At 65.0% G+C, this 15,295-nt stretch carries 13 protein-coding genes; 10 read left to right on the top strand and 3 right to left on the bottom strand.

All coding sequences use genetic code 11. The features are described 5' to 3' along the window. Genes DESFRDRAFT_RS08780 through ligA form a run of 4 tightly spaced genes read left to right on the top strand, consistent with a single transcriptional unit; the run spans position 1 to position 5,459 of the window. Positions 1-1,053, top strand: a complete 1,053-nt coding sequence (locus DESFRDRAFT_RS08780) for a potassium channel family protein (protein WP_005993129.1) — start codon at positions 1-3, stop codon at positions 1,051-1,053. Further along, positions 1,050-1,799, top strand: a complete 750-nt coding sequence (locus DESFRDRAFT_RS08775; RefSeq protein WP_005993127.1) for a glycosyltransferase family protein — start codon at positions 1,050-1,052, stop codon at positions 1,797-1,799. Before DESFRDRAFT_RS08780 ends, DESFRDRAFT_RS08775 begins: the two co-directional genes overlap by 4 nt. A 13-nt stretch (positions 1,800-1,812) precedes the next feature. Continuing rightward, positions 1,813-3,381, top strand: coding sequence for a glycosyltransferase family 2 protein (locus tag DESFRDRAFT_RS08770; RefSeq protein WP_005993125.1), 1,569 nt, complete (start codon positions 1,813-1,815; stop codon positions 3,379-3,381). Continuing rightward, positions 3,378-5,459, top strand: coding sequence for an NAD-dependent DNA ligase LigA (gene ligA, locus DESFRDRAFT_RS08765; RefSeq protein ID WP_005993123.1), 2,082 nt, complete (start codon positions 3,378-3,380; stop codon positions 5,457-5,459). The genes DESFRDRAFT_RS08770 and ligA overlap by 4 nt, the downstream gene beginning before the upstream one ends. 124 nt (positions 5,460-5,583) lie before the next feature. On the opposite strand, the gene DESFRDRAFT_RS20720 is transcribed toward ligA, so the two are convergent. Both DESFRDRAFT_RS20720 and DESFRDRAFT_RS08755 read right to left on the bottom strand, forming a co-directional pair. After that, the gene (locus tag DESFRDRAFT_RS20720; protein ID WP_005993121.1) at positions 5,584-6,279 is read right to left on the bottom strand and encodes a class I SAM-dependent methyltransferase; all 696 of its coding nucleotides are present in this window, start codon (positions 6,277-6,279) and stop codon (positions 5,584-5,586) included. A 202-nt stretch (positions 6,280-6,481) separates the two neighbouring features. Then, a complete protein-coding gene (locus DESFRDRAFT_RS08755) occupies positions 6,482-8,953 on the bottom strand; it encodes a glycosyltransferase (protein ID WP_005993119.1) in 2,472 nt (823 codons plus the stop codon). Positions 8,954-9,176: 223 nt separating this feature from the next. Between DESFRDRAFT_RS08755 and DESFRDRAFT_RS21640 the strand changes: the two genes are divergently transcribed. The 5 genes from DESFRDRAFT_RS21640 (at position 9,177) to DESFRDRAFT_RS08730 (ending at position 13,500) form a co-directional block, all read left to right on the top strand. Beyond that, on the top strand, positions 9,177-9,359 hold the full coding sequence (locus tag DESFRDRAFT_RS21640; RefSeq protein WP_005993117.1) for a hypothetical protein: 183 nt from the start codon (positions 9,177-9,179) through the stop codon (positions 9,357-9,359). 209 nt (positions 9,360-9,568) lie between these two features. Next, the gene (gene pstB / locus DESFRDRAFT_RS08745; RefSeq protein ID WP_005993115.1) at positions 9,569-10,330 is read left to right on the top strand and encodes a phosphate ABC transporter ATP-binding protein PstB; all 762 of its coding nucleotides are present in this window, start codon (positions 9,569-9,571) and stop codon (positions 10,328-10,330) included. A 92-nt stretch (positions 10,331-10,422) separates the two neighbouring features. Continuing rightward, positions 10,423-11,088 carry a phosphate signaling complex protein PhoU gene (gene phoU, locus DESFRDRAFT_RS08740; RefSeq protein WP_005993112.1) on the top strand — a complete coding sequence of 222 codons (666 nt, stop codon included), beginning with the start codon at positions 10,423-10,425 and terminating at the stop codon, positions 11,086-11,088. Positions 11,089-11,116: 28 nt separating this feature from the next. Then, positions 11,117-12,220 (top strand): HprK-related kinase B, encoded by a 1,104-nt coding sequence (locus DESFRDRAFT_RS08735; protein WP_005993110.1) that lies wholly within the window; start codon positions 11,117-11,119, stop codon positions 12,218-12,220. Positions 12,221-12,288: 68 nt separating this feature from the next. After that, positions 12,289-13,500 (top strand): GAK system CofD-like protein, encoded by a 1,212-nt coding sequence (locus DESFRDRAFT_RS08730; protein WP_005993108.1) that lies wholly within the window; start codon positions 12,289-12,291, stop codon positions 13,498-13,500. A gap of 128 nt (positions 13,501-13,628) precedes the next feature. Here DESFRDRAFT_RS08730 and DESFRDRAFT_RS08725 read toward each other — a convergent pair whose 3' ends face one another. Beyond that, positions 13,629-14,036 (bottom strand): bacteriohemerythrin, encoded by a 408-nt coding sequence (locus DESFRDRAFT_RS08725; protein ID WP_005993106.1) that lies wholly within the window; start codon positions 14,034-14,036, stop codon positions 13,629-13,631. A gap of 223 nt (positions 14,037-14,259) precedes the next feature. On the opposite strand from DESFRDRAFT_RS08725, the gene DESFRDRAFT_RS08720 reads away from it, so the two are divergent. Then, positions 14,260-15,093, top strand: a complete 834-nt coding sequence (locus DESFRDRAFT_RS08720; protein WP_005993104.1) for a L,D-transpeptidase family protein — start codon at positions 14,260-14,262, stop codon at positions 15,091-15,093. Positions 15,094-15,295: the final 202 nt, after the last annotated feature.

The raw sequence follows: 15,295 nt of genomic DNA, 5'->3' as shown, positions 1-15,295 counted from the left end.
ATGTCGGACGGCCGCAATTTTATGCGCATGCACGGCCGGGCCGTGCGGCTGCACCATAGGCTGGGGGCCTGGGGGCCGCTGCTCGGCGGTTTCCTCGCCCTGGCGCTGGTCTTCTGCCTGGGCGTGACGGGCTACATGTATGTGGAGGGCTGGAGTTTTTTCGACAGCCTCTACCAGGTCGTCATCACCCTTTCCACAGTAGGGTTCCAGGAAGTCTATCCCCTGTCCCATGACGGCCGCGTGGTCACCATGCTGCTCATCGTTTCGGGCGTGGGGGCGTTCGCCTATCTCGTCGGCTCCTTTACCCAGGTGTTGGTGGAAGGCCGGCTGCAACAGTATCTCGGGAGACGGCGCATGCAGAAAATCATCGACGGCCTGAGCGAGCACGTCATCATCTGCGGTTACGGCCGCATCGGCTCCATCGTGGCCCGGGAGATCCTGGCCGAAAACATGCCCGCCGTGGTGGTGGAGAACAGCGAGGAAGTCATCCGGCTCCTCGACGAGCAGGGCATTCCCCATGTTTTCGGCGACGCCACAGCCGACGAGACGCTTCTCGCCGCCGGTTTGGCCCGGGCCCGGACCCTGGTCGCGGCCCTGACCCAGGAAGCGGCCAACGTTTACGTGACCCTGACCGCGCGCCAGCTCAATCCGGCCATCCGCATCGTGGCCCGGGCCGACGCCCTGGGCCATACCCAGCGCCTGGAGCGGGCCGGGGCGGACCAGGTGCTCGTGCCCCACCTGTACGGCGGCGTGCGCATGGCCCAGTCGGTGCTGCGGCCGACGGTCACCTCCTTTCTGGAACTGGCCGGAGGGGGCAGCGAAGTCGACCTGCAAATGGAAGAGCTGCAGGTGACGGAGACGTCCGATTTCGTCAACAAGAACCTCATCGAGGCCCGCATCCGTCCCCGCTTCAACCTCATCATCATCGCCATCAAGAAGGTGTCCGGGGAGATGATCTTCAATCCATTGCCCCAGGCCATCCTCGAAGCCGGGGACACCATGATCCTGGTCGGCCGCACGGAGGGCCTCGACGGCCTGCGGGAGGTCCTTTGACCCCGGCGGCCGCCATCCGGCCGCTGGTCGTCATCCTGCACTACGGCAACCCGGCCGTGACCAAGCGTCTGGCGGACCAGCTGGCCCAAAGCGATCCCGATCCGGAGCTTGCCGCCCTGGTGCTCGACAACGCCGCGCCCGAGCCCTATCCCGACGCCTGGAAGCGGCTGCCCGAAAACATCTATTGGGCCGGCGCGCTGGCCAAAGCCGCCGGTTTGGCCAGGGACATGGGCAAAACCCATTTGTGGTTTTGCAACAACGACATCCTGTTTACGAGCAGGCCGCCGCATCTGTCCCGGGCGCTTGGGCGTCTGGCCCGGCTGGAGGCGACCGTGGGCCGCGTGGGCCTTTATTCCCCGGCTTTTGCCGCGAGCCCCTACCATCCGCAAATGGTGGCGTCTCCGGGCTTCCAGTACCGTCTGGCGCGCGTCATGGACGGCGTGGCTCCGCTTGTTGCCCTGGACTGCCTGGACGCAATCGGCGGCCTGGATGTCGATGACAATCCCTACGGCTACGGCGTGGACGTCTGGCTGTCGGCGCGGGCGCGCCAGGCCGGCTGGGAACTGGTGGTGGACCAGGCCGTGACGGTGCGCCATCGCCACCATACCGCCGCCAGGGCGGTGGACGGTTTCCTGGAGACCGCCGCCCGGGCCGAGGAAGCCTATCTGCGCAAGCGGCTGGGGCCGGATTGGCGCGAGCGCGTCAAAAGCTGGCAGGCGGACTTTCAGGACGTGGACAGGTTGTAGGAGGGAGCGCGCCATGGGGCCGTACGACTTTTTTTTGCCGCCGGCATTCGACGCCCTGCCCGAAGCCGTGGCCGAAGGACTGCTCTTCGGCTGTCTGGCCCGCAATCAGGCCGCCTCCCTGGGGCTGGCCGCGCTGCGCGCCGGCGGCGACAATGCCGTCGTGGTCCGGCTGGGCCTCGAACTGACGCAACTGGCCTTTGATCTCGATCCGCTCAATGCCGACTTGGCCCGGGCGATCCTCGCCATGACCGCCGGTAGGGAAGGGTTTCTCTCCGAGGCCGACCGGTCCGCCCTTGGCGCGGCGGCCGATGCGTCGTGGGCCGCGATGTGGCGACAGGCGCTGGACGACGCCGGCCGGACCGGGGATTGGGCTGGCTTTCTCGCGCGCTACGACGCCTCCTGGCCGACGGACGGCGCGGCGCTGGCCGCGCGGGTGCTGGGATTGGCCGCCGTGGCCAGCGGTGACCCTGACCGTCTCGCAGCTTGGAGAAAGGGTCTCGCTTCCGCGGCCACGCCGGGGCTGCACTGGCTTGCGGTCCAGGCCGACATGCGTCTGGGCGGCCGGGAGGCCGGCATGCGGGCGCTTCGCGACCATCTCGGCCGCTGGCCCTGGAACGTGGGAGCGTTGCTTGCCCTGCACGACTTGGCACGCGGCCTGGACACGGCGCTTGTGCCGCTCCCCGGCGAACTGGCGATTTTCCTCTACACGTTCAACAAGGCCGACGACCTGGGCCGGACCCTTGACGGGGTGCTGGCGAGCGACCTTGGCCGGCACCGGATTTTCGTGCTGGATAACGGCTCCACCGACGCCACGCCCGAGGTGCTGGCCGCGTTTGGCGACCGTATCGGGCCGGAGCGGTTTTTCACCCAACGCGCGCCGGTCAATGTGGGCGCGCCGGCCGGCCGCAATTGGCTGAGGCACCTGCCCGAGGCGCAAGGGGCCGATTTCGTGGCCTATCTCGACGACGACCTGACACTTCCGCCGGACTGGGCGCTTCGCCTCGGCGCGGCCGTGGCCGCCTATCCCGAAGCCGGGGTCTACGGCTGCCGCATCAGCGACGCCGGCAGCCCGGCCGTGCTCCAGGCGGCCGAACTGCATCTCGCGCCTGGAGCCCCGGGGCAGCCCTTTGCCGCCACGGACTTGCATCTGCAAGGCCCGGACCTGGGCCAGTTCACCTCCTGCCGGCCGTGCCTGAGCGTCACCGGCTGTTGCCACCTCTTTTCCCGGCAAGCCCTCGATGCCGGCGGGGATTTCGACATCCGCTTTTCACCGTCCCAGTTCGACGATTTCGACCGCGACCTGCGCGCCGCCCTGGCCGGCCGTTTCGCCGTGTGCCAGGGGCATCTGGCCGTGGGCCATGCCCGCAAAAGCGGGACCGACACCCGCAAAAACCGCGCGGCCGGGGCCAACGCCCACGGCAATATGCTCAAACTCCAAGGCAAGTACGACGCCGGCGAGATCAAGCGGCTGCGCCGGGAACAGCGCATCCGGCTCTTGACCGATATCCGCAAAAAAGCCATCTGGCTCTCCCGCCGCGAGACCGCGCGCGACGGTGAAACGCCAAAGGATGGGGGTTTATGAGCGAGGAAAAAGACGCCGCCGCGCGCCTGCGCGAGCTTCGGGCGCAAATCCACGAACACGACTACCGCTATTACGTCCTGGACGACCCGGTCATCGAGGACGCGGCCTACGACGCCCTTTACCGGGAGCTCAGGAAACTGGAAACGGCCCATCCCGAACTCGACGACCCCAATTCGCCGACCAAGCGCGTCGGCGGCACGGTGTTGCCGGCCTTTGTCTCCAAGCCGCACCGGCTGGCCATGTACAGCCTGGACAACGCCATGAGCGAGGAGGAGTGGCGGGATTTCGTGACCCGGGCGGCCAACAAGCTGGAAAGGGAAGGGCAACCCTTTACGCGCACCTTTTGGGTCGACCCCAAGTTCGACGGCTTGGCCTTGGAGATCATTTACGAAAACGGCGTCTATGCCGGGGCGCTCACGCGCGGCGACGGCGAAGTGGGCGAAGACGTGACCGAAAACGTGCGCACGGTCAAAAACGTGCCGCTCGATTTGCGGCCCCATGCGGTAAGGGCCAACCTGCCCGTGCCGGCGTTGCTCGAGGTACGCGGCGAAGTGGTCATGACGCGCCAGGATTTTTACGAACTCAACGAACGCCAGCGGGAGCAGGGGGGGAAGATTTTCGCCAACCCGCGAAACGCCGCCGCCGGTTCGGTGCGTCAGCTCGATTCGAAAATTTCCGCCAGCCGCCCCCTGACCTTTTTCGCCTACGCCATCGGCGCCCAGGATTGGGCCGGCGCGGACCCGGGCTGGACCACCCATTCCGGCATCATGGCCGGGCTCGGCAAGCTCGGCCTGCCCGTGGCCAGGGAAGGCAAGGTCGCCGGGGAAGACGCGGTCTATCCTTATTTCAAGACCATGGGCGTGCGCCGGCCGGACCTGCCCTTCGAGATCGACGGCGTGGTGGTCAAGGTGGACAGCCTCGCCGACCAGGAGGCGCTCGGATTCACCGGCCGGGCCCCGCGCTTCGCCATCGCGCTCAAGTTCCCGGCCCACGAGGCCGAGACGGTGCTTAAGCGCATCGAGGTGCAGGTGGGGCGCACGGGCGTTTTGACCCCGGTGGCCATTCTCGAGCCGGTATCCCTGGCCGGGGTGACGGTGTCCCGGGCGACGCTGCACAACGAGGACGAGATCAAGGCCAAGGACCTGCGCGCGGGCGACACGGTGGTGGTGCGCCGGGCCGGGGACGTCATCCCCGAGGTGGTCCGGGTGGTGCCGGAAAAGCGGCCGGCGGACGCCGAGCCTTTCCCCTTTCCGCACATCTGCCCGTCGTGCCATTCGCCCGCCGTGCGCGCTCCGGGCGAGGCGGCTTGGCGCTGCGTCAACCTGGCCTGCCCGGCCATGCTGCGCCGGGGCATCGCCTATTTCGTGTCCAAGTCGGGCCTTGACATCGAAGGCATCGGCAACAAGTGGGTGAAAACGCTCATCGACAAGGGCATGGTGAAAACTCCGGCCGATCTCTTCAACCTGACCGAGATGGACCTTATTCCCATGGAGCGCATGGCCGAGAAGTCGGCCGCCAATTTCGTGGCCGCCGTGGAAAAAGCCCAGCAAAACGCCACCCTGGCCAAGCTCATCGCCGCGCTCGGCATGCGGCAGGTCGGCACGCGCACGGCCCGGACCCTGGCCGAACATTTCCGCGACCTCGACGGACTTGCCGCAGCCACGTCCGAGGATCTGACCGCCTTGCCGGACATCGGCCCGGAAGTGGCGGGGTCCATCCGCGAGTTCTTCGACAACGCCGCCAACCGCGAACTCATCGAACGCTTCCGGCAGATCGGCCTGTGGCCCGTCAGCGAGCCCAAAACGGCCGTTCCCCCCGAAGCCACGCCCCTTGGCGGCAAGAAGTTCCTTTTCACCGGCACGCTGCCCGGCATGTCCCGGGAAAAGGCTGAGGCCTTAGTAGAGGCGGCTGGAGGAAGGGTAATGAAATCAATTTCCAAAAAGCTCGACTACCTCGTCGTCGGCGCGGACCCGGGCTCCAAACTGGCCAAGGCGCAATCCCTCGGCATCACGATTCTCGATGCGGAGGCGTTTCAGGAATTATTGGGAGAGGAGAATGCGAGAGGGGAAACCCTTTGAAAAGGGCAGTAGCCCCTCTCGCGCTCTCCCCTTCCTAAACTTTTTACTTTTTTGATGGGTTACAAATCTGCCCCCTCCCAAGGGGAAAGTCTTTGGAAAGGGGGCCCGGGGGGAGAACCTTTCTTCAGAAAGGTTTCCCCCCGGCATCCTTCTCAAAGCTCTCCCCTCCCTTTTGCAGCATCAAGCGCAGGACGCCGTGCGTGGGGATAGGGGCGGAGGGGGCGAAGGGACGCCCTTGGAGGATGGAGGCGGACACGTTCCCGGTGAAGGGGAAGCGTGAGACGTCGAGGATGCGCCATGTCCCCGGGAAGCGGGCGGCCAGGTCCCAGCCGACCAGGGTCGGTTCGCAGGGCTTGGGCGCGGGGCTTATTTCGCAGGCGATCAGGACGTGGCCGCCCGGCGTGACGACGCGCGCCATCTCAGCCGTGGCTTTGGCCAGGTCGTCCACATGGTCCAGGGAATTGATCGAGGTCACCACGTCGAACGAGGCGTCGGGAAAGGAAATGCTTTCCACGAAATCCGGCGTGTATTCCATTTGCTGCCGGTCGGTTTCGAGAAACCGGTAGGCCTCGGCCAGGGGATCGAGCCCGACGCGTCTGGCGGCGTTCTCCGCCCATTCCAGGGACCCGCAGGGGCCGCAGCCGATGTCGAGCAGGCGCTTGCCGTCGTAAAAGGTCTTCTCCAGGCCGAAAAGCGTGGTGAAAAGCGCTTCGTAATGCCCGTTCGGCAAGAATCCCTTCTCCGCCAGCTCCTTTTTCCAGAACATATACTCGTGGACGTACTTGGCGATCGGATTCCTGTAGGCTCCCTGTCGCGTCATGTCGGCGATGCTCCTTGATCGGGAGGTTGAAAAGCCGGGTGTTGCCGCGAGGATAGGCGCGCCTTGCCGCAGGGTCAACGCCGGACGCATGGCCCGCGATTCCGGTGTGGGGGGAGGGGCGCACGGGCAAAAAAAACGCGCGCCGGAACCCTCGGCAATGGGCCCCGGCGCGCGGACGTCAGGAGGAGCGTCCGGGAAAGGCTTAGGCCGCGTACACCATGCGCTGGGACTTTTCCGGCTTGGCGGCGGCGGGTTCTTCCATCGCGGTCGGCATGCTGTCCGAGTACATGTCCCAGTAGGCCTCGAAGGCCTTTTCGATGGTGCGCGCCTCGGCATAGGTCCGGCCGGCCCGGCCCATGGCCCGCATGAGCTCCTGGTCGGCCAGCATGCCTTCGATGGCGGACAGCAGCGCCGTACCGTCCCCGGCCGGAACGACCACCCCGGTCTCGCCGGGCAGGATGTTTTCCATGGGCCCGCCCTGGTTGGTGACGATGATCGGCAGGCCCGAGGCCTGCGCCTCCAGCACCACGTTGCCGAAGGTGTCGGTGGCGCTGGGGAAGACGAACAGGTCGCAGGTGGCGAAAAGGGCGGAAAGTTCCTCGCCCTCGCGGTAGCCGGTGAAGGTCGTCGGCGTGCCTGCAAGCGCGGCGCGCAGGTCGTCGAGGTAGGGACCGTCGCCGACCACGGTCAGGGTCACGTCCGGCCGCCTGGCGCACAGTTCCGTAAACGCCTGGGCCAGCAAGTGCAGGTCCTTTTCCCGGGAAACCCGGCCGGCGTAGAGCAGGCGCACGCCGTCGCCCATGTTGTATTTGGCCGCGACGTCGTCGGAGCGCTTGTCGGGATGAAAGCGGGCGACGTCGACCCCGCGCGGGAAAAGCCGCAGCTTGGCCGGGTCGAGTCCCTTTTCCTCGAGCTCGCGGCCGGTGTCGCGGGAGGGGATGTAGACCAAATCCATCTGGTTATAATACCAGATGATGAATTTCCATGTCAGGTCTTCCATGGCTTCGTCGCCGGTCAGTATCTGGGCGTACTGGGGCAGGGCCGTGTGGTAGGTGCCGTAGATGGGCAGGCGCAACGTCTTGGCAATGCACAGCGCGGCCAGGCCGATGGGGCCGGGCGTGGCCGAATGGATGCGGGTGAATCCCTCGGCGTAGACGTAATGGAGCATTTCCAGCAGCGGCGGATAGAAGAGCTTCTGGTCCGGGTATTCGTCGAAGTGGTAGACGCCGATGGGCTTGAAGTTCTGCACCCCGGGCTCGAACACCCGCTGGCCGTGGTCGCAGGTGATGATGGAAAGCCCTTTGCCCGTGCGGATGGCCAGCTCCGCCTGCTGGCGCAAGGTGCCCGAGACGCCGTTTATTTCGTGGAAAGTGTCGGTGAAGTGGGCCACCTTGATGTCGTGGCCGTGACCGTTTTTGCCGATCAGGGCCTTTCGCGCCTCGCTGCTGAACTGGCGTTCCTTGGTGAAGATGGAATAGGCCACGAAGTAGGGGGCGAGCATGGTGTAGAGCGCCCCGGCCGAACCCAGGGTGCCGAAGATGTCGAACACGTTGGCCCCGCTGACATGGTCGAGCAGGGTGCGGGCGAAATGGGAGGCCACCCGGTTGGTGGCCCGGTTGACGAAGGAGAACCAGCCGGTTTCCAGGTTCTCGCCGTTTAGGACGCCGGCCTGGGCGAATTCCATGAGCATGGGATCGGAGCGGATCAGCGATTCGGTCTCGGAGCGGATGAGGTCCTTAAGCGGCGTGTTGGCGCGCGGGCGGCGGCGGGTCAGCGTGCGGACGATGCGCGTGCGCAGCTTGAAGGCCAGCCCCGCGCTGCCCTGATGCTCCGGTTCCAGGAAGCGGTCGATGACCTTCAGGGTCACGTCCTTGTCCAGGAAGCGGTCGATGCTGAAGCGGTGTTTGTAGAACTGGTAAGCGATGCTGTAGAGGGTGCGGGCCATGGTGCGCGGGGTGGAAGAGACGCCAAGCGCCCGGGACGCGCCGTTTTCCATGCCGGAGAGAAACTCCTGGAGATTGCCCGCCCCTTCCACCTGGGTGTGGGTGCAGGCGATATACAGGGCGCTGTGGTCGTCGGAGCCGCCGATGAGGTTCTTGCGCCAGGGCTGTTCGTAGCCGGGATCGATCTTGTATTTTTCCGCCAGCCGCCAGAGGGTCTCTTCGCCAAGCGAGGGGATGATCTCGCGCAGGCACTCGTTTTGCCAGGCGTCGCGCGCGCCGTTGATCTCGAAATTGCGAAAGAGCAGCAACAGCTTTTCAAAATTGGGCACCGTGATCCGGTCGTTGACCCCAAAAAGCGGGTGGGCCACGGCGTGGTGGAGCTTTTCCCGGCGCAGGTAGTCGACCAGATCGTAGACGTTTTCCCGGATGCGCTGCAACTCGCGGTGGATGGCTTCATTGATGTCGTAGACCAACACGTGGACCTTGCACCGGTCCTCGGGAAAATACGAGGTCACTTCTTCGCTGATGAAGGTGTCCGGCAGGTGGGCGATGGAAAGCGCGCCTTCGATGCGGTTGTGGTCGGAAATGGTGACCAGCCCCATGCCCTTGCGCTTGGCTTCCTCGTAGATGCGCATGGGCTCCGTGAAGCTCTCCGGGCAATTGAGCTTCTGCAGCACCCATTGAGAGGGCCTGGTGGAATACTTGGAATGCACGTGCATATCGATCTTCATGGTCTCTCCTTCGGCGAAGGCTGGCGGTGCGGCCGGGGACGCCGAAAGGGAGGGGCTGGCGTCGGGCGGCGTTTGGGCCTTCTATCTCCGAGCCTGTTGCGGTCGGATTGCGTTTGGCCACACTTTTGTTGACGCGGCGGAGGGTATTGTCACGCAAACGTCGCTTGTTTCGATGAGGGCGGCCGCGCATGGTGCGGTGATGGATACTAGGCCGCTCCTTGCCATGCCCGATCTGCCGGAGGCCGCCGGCCGCGACGGCCTAACGCGACAGGGCAGGGCCGTGCTCATGGCTTTGGGCGAGCGGCGGTTGGCCCGGGAATTTTGTCGTCTGGCCGGGAGCGCATCGGACCGGGAGACGCTTGTCGCGGCGCTTTTGGACTGCATCGTCAGACGCCGCGTCCGATAGCCGAACGAGAGACACCGCGCCAAAGAAGCCGCCTTGGCGCGGTGGCGTCATTTTCGTAACTTACAGATTTTCAAGCGGTTGCCATCGGTCGGACGTGATTTGTCACGGGTTCGCCACGTCTCCATGGCGCGATCGTCATGGGGGTTTGCCACAGCAACGAGCGCAATCCGGCGGATTAGCCGTCCCATGCGTCAGGCAAAGAAGGCGATATGAAGCACGACCTCAAAATGGCCGCTGTCCACCTCGATTTCTACTATGGAGAATTCAAGGCCCTGGAAGGCATTAACCTCGAAATCCCGGAAAACCGGGTCACGGCCCTGATCGGGCCGTCGGGGTGCGGCAAGTCCACGTTCTTGCGCTGCCTCAACCGCATGAACGACCTGATTCCGGGAGCGCGCACCACCGGCGACGTGCTCCTTGACGGGGTCAAGATCAACACCCCCCAACTCGATGTGGTGGAACTGCGGCGCAAGGTGGGCATGGTCTTTCAAAAGCCCAATCCCTTTCCGAAAAGCGTCTTTGAAAACGTGGGCTACGGCCTGCGGGTGAACGGCGTGCGCGACAAGGATTATATCTCAAGCCAAGTGGAAAAGAGCCTGATCGCCGCCGGGCTTTTCGACGAGGTCAAGGACCGGCTGTACGATTCGGCCCTGGGCCTTTCCGGCGGCCAGCAGCAGCGACTTTGCATCGCCCGCGCCGTGGCCCTGGAGCCGGAAGTGGTGCTCATGGACGAGCCGGCCTCGGCCCTCGACCCCATCGCCACCCAGAAGATCGAGGAGCTCATCGCCGCCCTCAAGCGCCGCTACACCATCGTCATCGTCACCCACAGCATGCAGCAGGCAGCCCGCGTCTCGGACCGGACCGCCTTTTTCTTCATGGGCAAGCTGGTGGAGGTCGGCCCTACGGAGGACGTTTTCACACGCCCCGCCAACCAGCAGACCGAGGATTACGTGACCGGCCGTTTCGGTTAGTGCCCTGTTTTCGAAACACGTGTATGCCGGTTACGTGAGCAACACTCAAACAAGACGCAACGACGAGCCCGAAACCGGGCGCGGGAGACACAATGGAGACCAGAGCACATTTTCACGCCGAATTGGATGCCCTCAAGGGGCGCGTCATCGCCCTGTTCGAACTGGTCGAGGCGTCCAGGAAGGGGGCCACGGACGCCTATCTGCGCCATGACACGAGCGTTGCCCGCAAGGTCATCGACGGCGACCGGGAAATCAACCAGGCGACCTGCGACATCGACGAGGCCTGCCTGCACATGCTGGCCCTGGAACAGCCGGTGGCCCTGGACCTGCGCCGCATTGTCGGCTACGCCCGGGCGGTCATCAATCTGGAGCGGCTGGCCGACGAGGCCGTGGTGGTGGCCGAAGGGGCGCTGACGGGCGCCGGACTCCCCGGGGATTGCGACAAGTCCCTGGAGGAGCTGGCCGGGCATGCCGCCCGTATGTTCAAGCTGGCCTCCAAAGCCTTTAGCGACGACAATATCGACGACGCCCTGGAAGTCTGCCATATTGAGGAGAAAGGCCGCGAACTGGTCGTCACGGCCATGCGCGCCATCACCGCGGCGCTTTCCGAGTCCCACGTCGCGCCCGAGGCCTCGGTGCGCGCCATCCTGGCCGCCCGCTGTTTCGAGCGGATGTGCGGCTACGCCGCCAACCTCGCGGAAACTATCGTTTTCATTCTCAAAGGGGCCACGCTGAGCCAGCAGTGCCAACCCCGCTAAAGTTCGGTTGAGGACCATTGGAGAACGCATGGGGGCCGGTGGAGTCACCTGCCGCGACATTGTCGCGGCCTATCAGCAAAACATGACGCCGTCGTTCACGCTCGGTTTGCATCTTGCCGATACCCGTGTCGCGGTGCGCTCGAATTCCCGCGAACTCATGGACGCCCTGACCGTCCATTACCAGGATTTCCTTGACGACGGCGGCGATCCCGACATCGTGGTCACGGCCCTGGATGGCGGTCCGGTGGCTAACGCCCTGGCTTTCGCCCTGCGCGCAGGGGAGGAGGACGCCAAGGAAGAGTACGTCGACCTGCCGGACGGCCGCGTGGTGCGCAAGCGCCGCACGGGCCTGTGGCTGGTGTTCGGCCGGGGCGGGAACTACGTGCTCGGCCCCTGCCGCCAAAACGTCGATCAAGTCGTAAACGCCGTGAACGCCCGTTGCGAAGACAGGGAAATGCGCGCCGGAGCCTTGCTCTTCCACGCCGCCGGCGTGTGCCTGGACGGGCGGGGGCTGGCCCTGTCCGGTTTCGCCGGGGCCGGGAAATCCACGCTCGCCCTGGAGATCATGCGCCACGGGGCCTCGTTCGTCTCCAACGACCGGCTGCTTATCGGCCCCGGGGACGCCGGGCTCACCATGACCGGCATCGCCCGCATGCCCCGGATCAACCCGGGCACGCTGCTCCATAACGAGGCCTTGGCCCCGATTTTGACCGAAGCCGAGCGGGAGGCCTATGCCGGGCTTACGCCCGACGCGCTGTGGCGGGTCGAGCGCAAGTACGACGTGCGCATCCGCGACTGTTTCGGTCCCGGCCGCTTTCGGCTCCGGGCGGGGCTGCGGGCGCTGGTGGTCCTCGGCTGGCGGCGCGGCGGCGGCGAACTGCGCGCCACCTGGACCGACATCGACGCCGCCCCGCATCTGCTGCCGGCCTTTACGAAGGATGTGGGCGTGTTTTTCGAGCAAGGGCCGCGCCGGGCCAAGGCGGACGCCTACCGCGTCCTGCTCGGGGACTGTCCGGTGCTGGTCATCCACGGCGGCGTGGATTTCAAGCGGGCCGCCGCATTGTGCCTGGACGTGCTGGGTCCGCTTTCCGCTTCGGCCGCCGAGCCGGTCGACGCTCCCTGTTGTGTATAAGGCGCGACGCCCCCGCGCCCGCCTGACGACGTCATCGATCCGTTTCCCATCGGGACAGAGGAATACCAGTGGCCGACTCGAAATCCTTTCCGCGCGTGAACATCTCCCATTCCGTCAACCTGCCCGATCTGTCCAAGGCGGCGCTTTACCGCCGCGCCCCGGAACTGGGGCCCAAAATCCTTTTTTTCAGCGGCGGCACGGCGCTGCGACACTTAAGCGAAACGCTCATTGAATACACTTCCAATTCCATCCACCTCATCACGCCCTTCGACTCGGGCGGTTCCTCGGCCGTGCTGCGCAAGGCCTTCCACATGCCGGCCGTGGGCGACCTGCGAAACCGCATCATGGCCCTGGCCGATCGTTCCATCACCGGCAACCCGGCCGTATTCGAGCTTTTCGCCTACCGCCTGCCCAAGGATGCCTCCCAGGAAGAGCTGGCGGCGCGGCTCGGCAGGATGCTCACCGGCGACGATCCGCTCGTGCGCCACATTCCCGATCCCATGCGCAAGATCATCCGCACGCATCTGCGCTTTTTCGAGCAGAAACGGACCGATGCCTTCGACCTGCGTGGGGCCAGCATCGGCAACTGCATCCTGACCGGCGGCTATTTCAACTACAACCGCATGCTCGACCCGGTCATCTACCTGTTCATGAAGCTGGTCGAGGCGCGTGGCGTGGTGCGGCCCATCGTCAACTGCGACCTGCATCTGGCCTGCCAGCTGGAAAACGGCCGCGTGCTCCTGGGCCAGCACCTCATGACCGGCAAGGAGACCGCGCCCATCGATGCGCCCATCGCGCGACAGTGGCTGGTGGCGAACCTGCATGACCCAACACCGGCCTCGGTGCGCATCCGGGAAAAAACCGAAGTCCTCATCCGGCAGGCCGACGTGATCTGCTACCCGTACGGCAGCTTCTATTCGAGCCTGCTCGCCAACCTGCTTCCCCAGGGCGTGGGGGATGCCGTGGCCGCGACCCACTGTCCCAAGGTCTACATCCCCAACCTCGGCCACGACCCGGAACAGCGCGGCATGACCGTGGCCGGGCAGGTGGAGCGGCTTTTGGAAACGCTTCGCGCCGGCTGCACCAGGTCCTGTCGGACCGAGGATCTGCTGCGGTTCGTGCTGGTGGACAGCAAAAAAGGCCGTTACGAAAATCCGCTGGACCTCACCGCCATCCGCAAGCTCGGCGTCGAGGTGGTGGATGTGCCCATGGCCCGGGAGGATGAACCGGGCAAGGCCGACAGCCGTCGGGTGTGCGAATTGCTGCTGTCCCTGACGTGATTGGAACGAGGGGACAAGCGTGAAAGGGGGCGCGAGAGGGAAAGGATTTCCCTCTCGCGCCCCCTTTCCTCAAATTTCCAACACGCAAGGGCGGTTGCATCGCTCCTTATAGGGGCGGCAGCACGTCGTTACTTGGCGGCGGCCCGGGTGCGCACGAAATTGGCCAGCTCCCTGTCCTCGGTGGTGATGTGGTGGAGGAACCACTCCAACAGGAAAGCCAGGATGTCGTCGAGCATCTGGTCCGTCACCACGCCGAATTCCTTCTCGATTTCGAAAAAAATAACATGGTTGGCGAACAGCTCGTGGTTTTCCCGGTGTCTCTCGATATCGGGATAGCCGACATCCCGCATCAGTTTGGTTTCAAGGACGAAATGGCTGTTTAAATAGTCGTGCAAAAATCGTAACGTCTCGGCGGCGAGCTGCGTTTTCCCGCCGCCCCGGTTGGCGTCCAACTCATTGATCAGCCGGATGATGTTCTGGTGTTGCGCGTCGACTTCCTGGAGGCCAAGGGCCAGGGCCGGGTCCCATGCAATCATGCGGTGCTCCCTGTGGTGGACTGGTGGTGTCGTTGCCGGGCCGCCCATTGGCGGAGAAAAGAGCAGACATTAATGTTGTCGCCGGGGACGCGTCCCAAGTCAAGGCCCCTGTCCGTGAGACACATCCGACAGGGCAAGGCGGTTTTTCCGCGCCGGCGCGTTTTTTTTCGCAACGGGATTGGCGCATGTTTTTCGCCGCTACCCCAAAAAAATTGGAGCCTTTATGCCCCGTGCGTACGTTTCCCTGCTTGCCTGCCTGTTTTCCTGCTTGCTACTGGCGGCCTGCCAGGCCGCCGCTCCCGGCCCGAAGGTGATTTCTTCCCGGATGCCGCCCAAGGCCCCGGTGACCGGGCAAACCGTTTCACCACTGGCCGGCGCACGACAACTTGTACTGGTCGTGACCGACGGCTTCGACGACAACCAGGCCGCCATGCGTCGCTTCGAACGATCCGGTGACGGCCTCTGGCGACCGGTCGGAGCGGCCGTGCCTGTGACCATCGGCAAAAACGGCATGGCCTGGGGCAGGGGGCTTCTCGTCGAGACGCCGACGGAGGGCCCGATCAAGGTCGAAGGCGACGGCCGTTCTCCGGCCGGCGTCTTCGCCTTTGGCACGGCCTTTGCCTACCAGCCGGAAACGCTGCCCCGTCCGGTCAAGATGCCCATGCACCGGGTCACCGACCAGACCGTGTGCGTGGAGACCGTCACCTCCGCCTCGTATAATCGGATCGTGGATGAAAATACCGTCCCCGTGCACGATTGGACGAGTCCGGACCGGATGCTGCGGCCCGACGGCCTGTACCGCTACGGCCTTATGGTCGAGCACAACGCGCCCGACACCAAGCCCGCCGCGGGCTCGTGCATCTTTTTCCATCTCTGGCGACGCCCGGGCGCGCCGACCGTCGGCTGCACGGCCATGCGGGAGTCGTCCATGCTGACCCTGCTCGGCTGGATCGACGCCGCGAAAAAGCCGGTGGTGGTCCAACTGCCCAGGGCGGAGCTGCAAAGGCTGGCCCCGATCTGGGGCGCGCCGGAACTGGCTTTCGGGGATGCATCCTAAAATCGCCGAGAAACGGAGGGGAACGCGATCCTGGCTGGCCGAAAGCGAAGAGCCTCTTTTGCCTGGCCGGCGAAGACCTCCCTGGAGCGTACAGCCGCGACGTCTTGCCCTTCTGAAAAAAGCCCCCGGCATTTCTTCGGAAATGCCGGGGGCTTTTTCTGATGTGACAGGGAATGCCCCGGAGTCCCCTTTCAAAAGGTTT

This window comes from Solidesulfovibrio fructosivorans JJ] (assembly GCF_000179555.1).
Classification (GTDB): domain Bacteria; phylum Desulfobacterota; class Desulfovibrionia; order Desulfovibrionales; family Desulfovibrionaceae; genus Solidesulfovibrio; species Solidesulfovibrio fructosivorans.
Note: the sequence above shows the minus strand (reverse complement) of the source record. Positions and strands in the feature narration are given on the sequence as shown.

What these genes read in the sequence shown, in the direction of transcription:
- ligA (WP_005993123.1), top strand. Translation starts at nt 3,378, where the DNA reads ATGAGCGAGGAAAAAGACGCCGCCGCGCGCCTGCGCGAGCTTCGGGCG.
- DESFRDRAFT_RS08770 (WP_005993125.1), top strand. Translation starts at nt 1,813, where the DNA reads ATGGGGCCGTACGACTTTTTTTTGCCGCCGGCATTCGACGCCCTGCCC.
- DESFRDRAFT_RS21640 (WP_005993117.1), top strand. Translation starts at nt 9,177, where the DNA reads ATGCCCGATCTGCCGGAGGCCGCCGGCCGCGACGGCCTAACGCGACAG.
- DESFRDRAFT_RS08755 (WP_005993119.1), bottom strand. Translation starts at nt 8,953, where the DNA reads ATGAAGATCGATATGCACGTGCATTCCAAGTATTCCACCAGGCCCTCT.
- DESFRDRAFT_RS08725 (WP_005993106.1), bottom strand. Translation starts at nt 14,036, where the DNA reads ATGATTGCATGGGACCCGGCCCTGGCCCTTGGCCTCCAGGAAGTCGAC.
- DESFRDRAFT_RS08780 (WP_005993129.1), top strand. Translation starts at nt 1, where the DNA reads ATGTCGGACGGCCGCAATTTTATGCGCATGCACGGCCGGGCCGTGCGG.
- DESFRDRAFT_RS20720 (WP_005993121.1), bottom strand. Translation starts at nt 6,279, where the DNA reads ATGACGCGACAGGGAGCCTACAGGAATCCGATCGCCAAGTACGTCCAC.
- pstB (WP_005993115.1), top strand. Translation starts at nt 9,569, where the DNA reads ATGAAGCACGACCTCAAAATGGCCGCTGTCCACCTCGATTTCTACTAT.
- DESFRDRAFT_RS08735 (WP_005993110.1), top strand. Translation starts at nt 11,117, where the DNA reads ATGGGGGCCGGTGGAGTCACCTGCCGCGACATTGTCGCGGCCTATCAG.
- phoU (WP_005993112.1), top strand. Translation starts at nt 10,423, where the DNA reads ATGGAGACCAGAGCACATTTTCACGCCGAATTGGATGCCCTCAAGGGG.
- DESFRDRAFT_RS08720 (WP_005993104.1), top strand. Translation starts at nt 14,260, where the DNA reads ATGCCCCGTGCGTACGTTTCCCTGCTTGCCTGCCTGTTTTCCTGCTTG.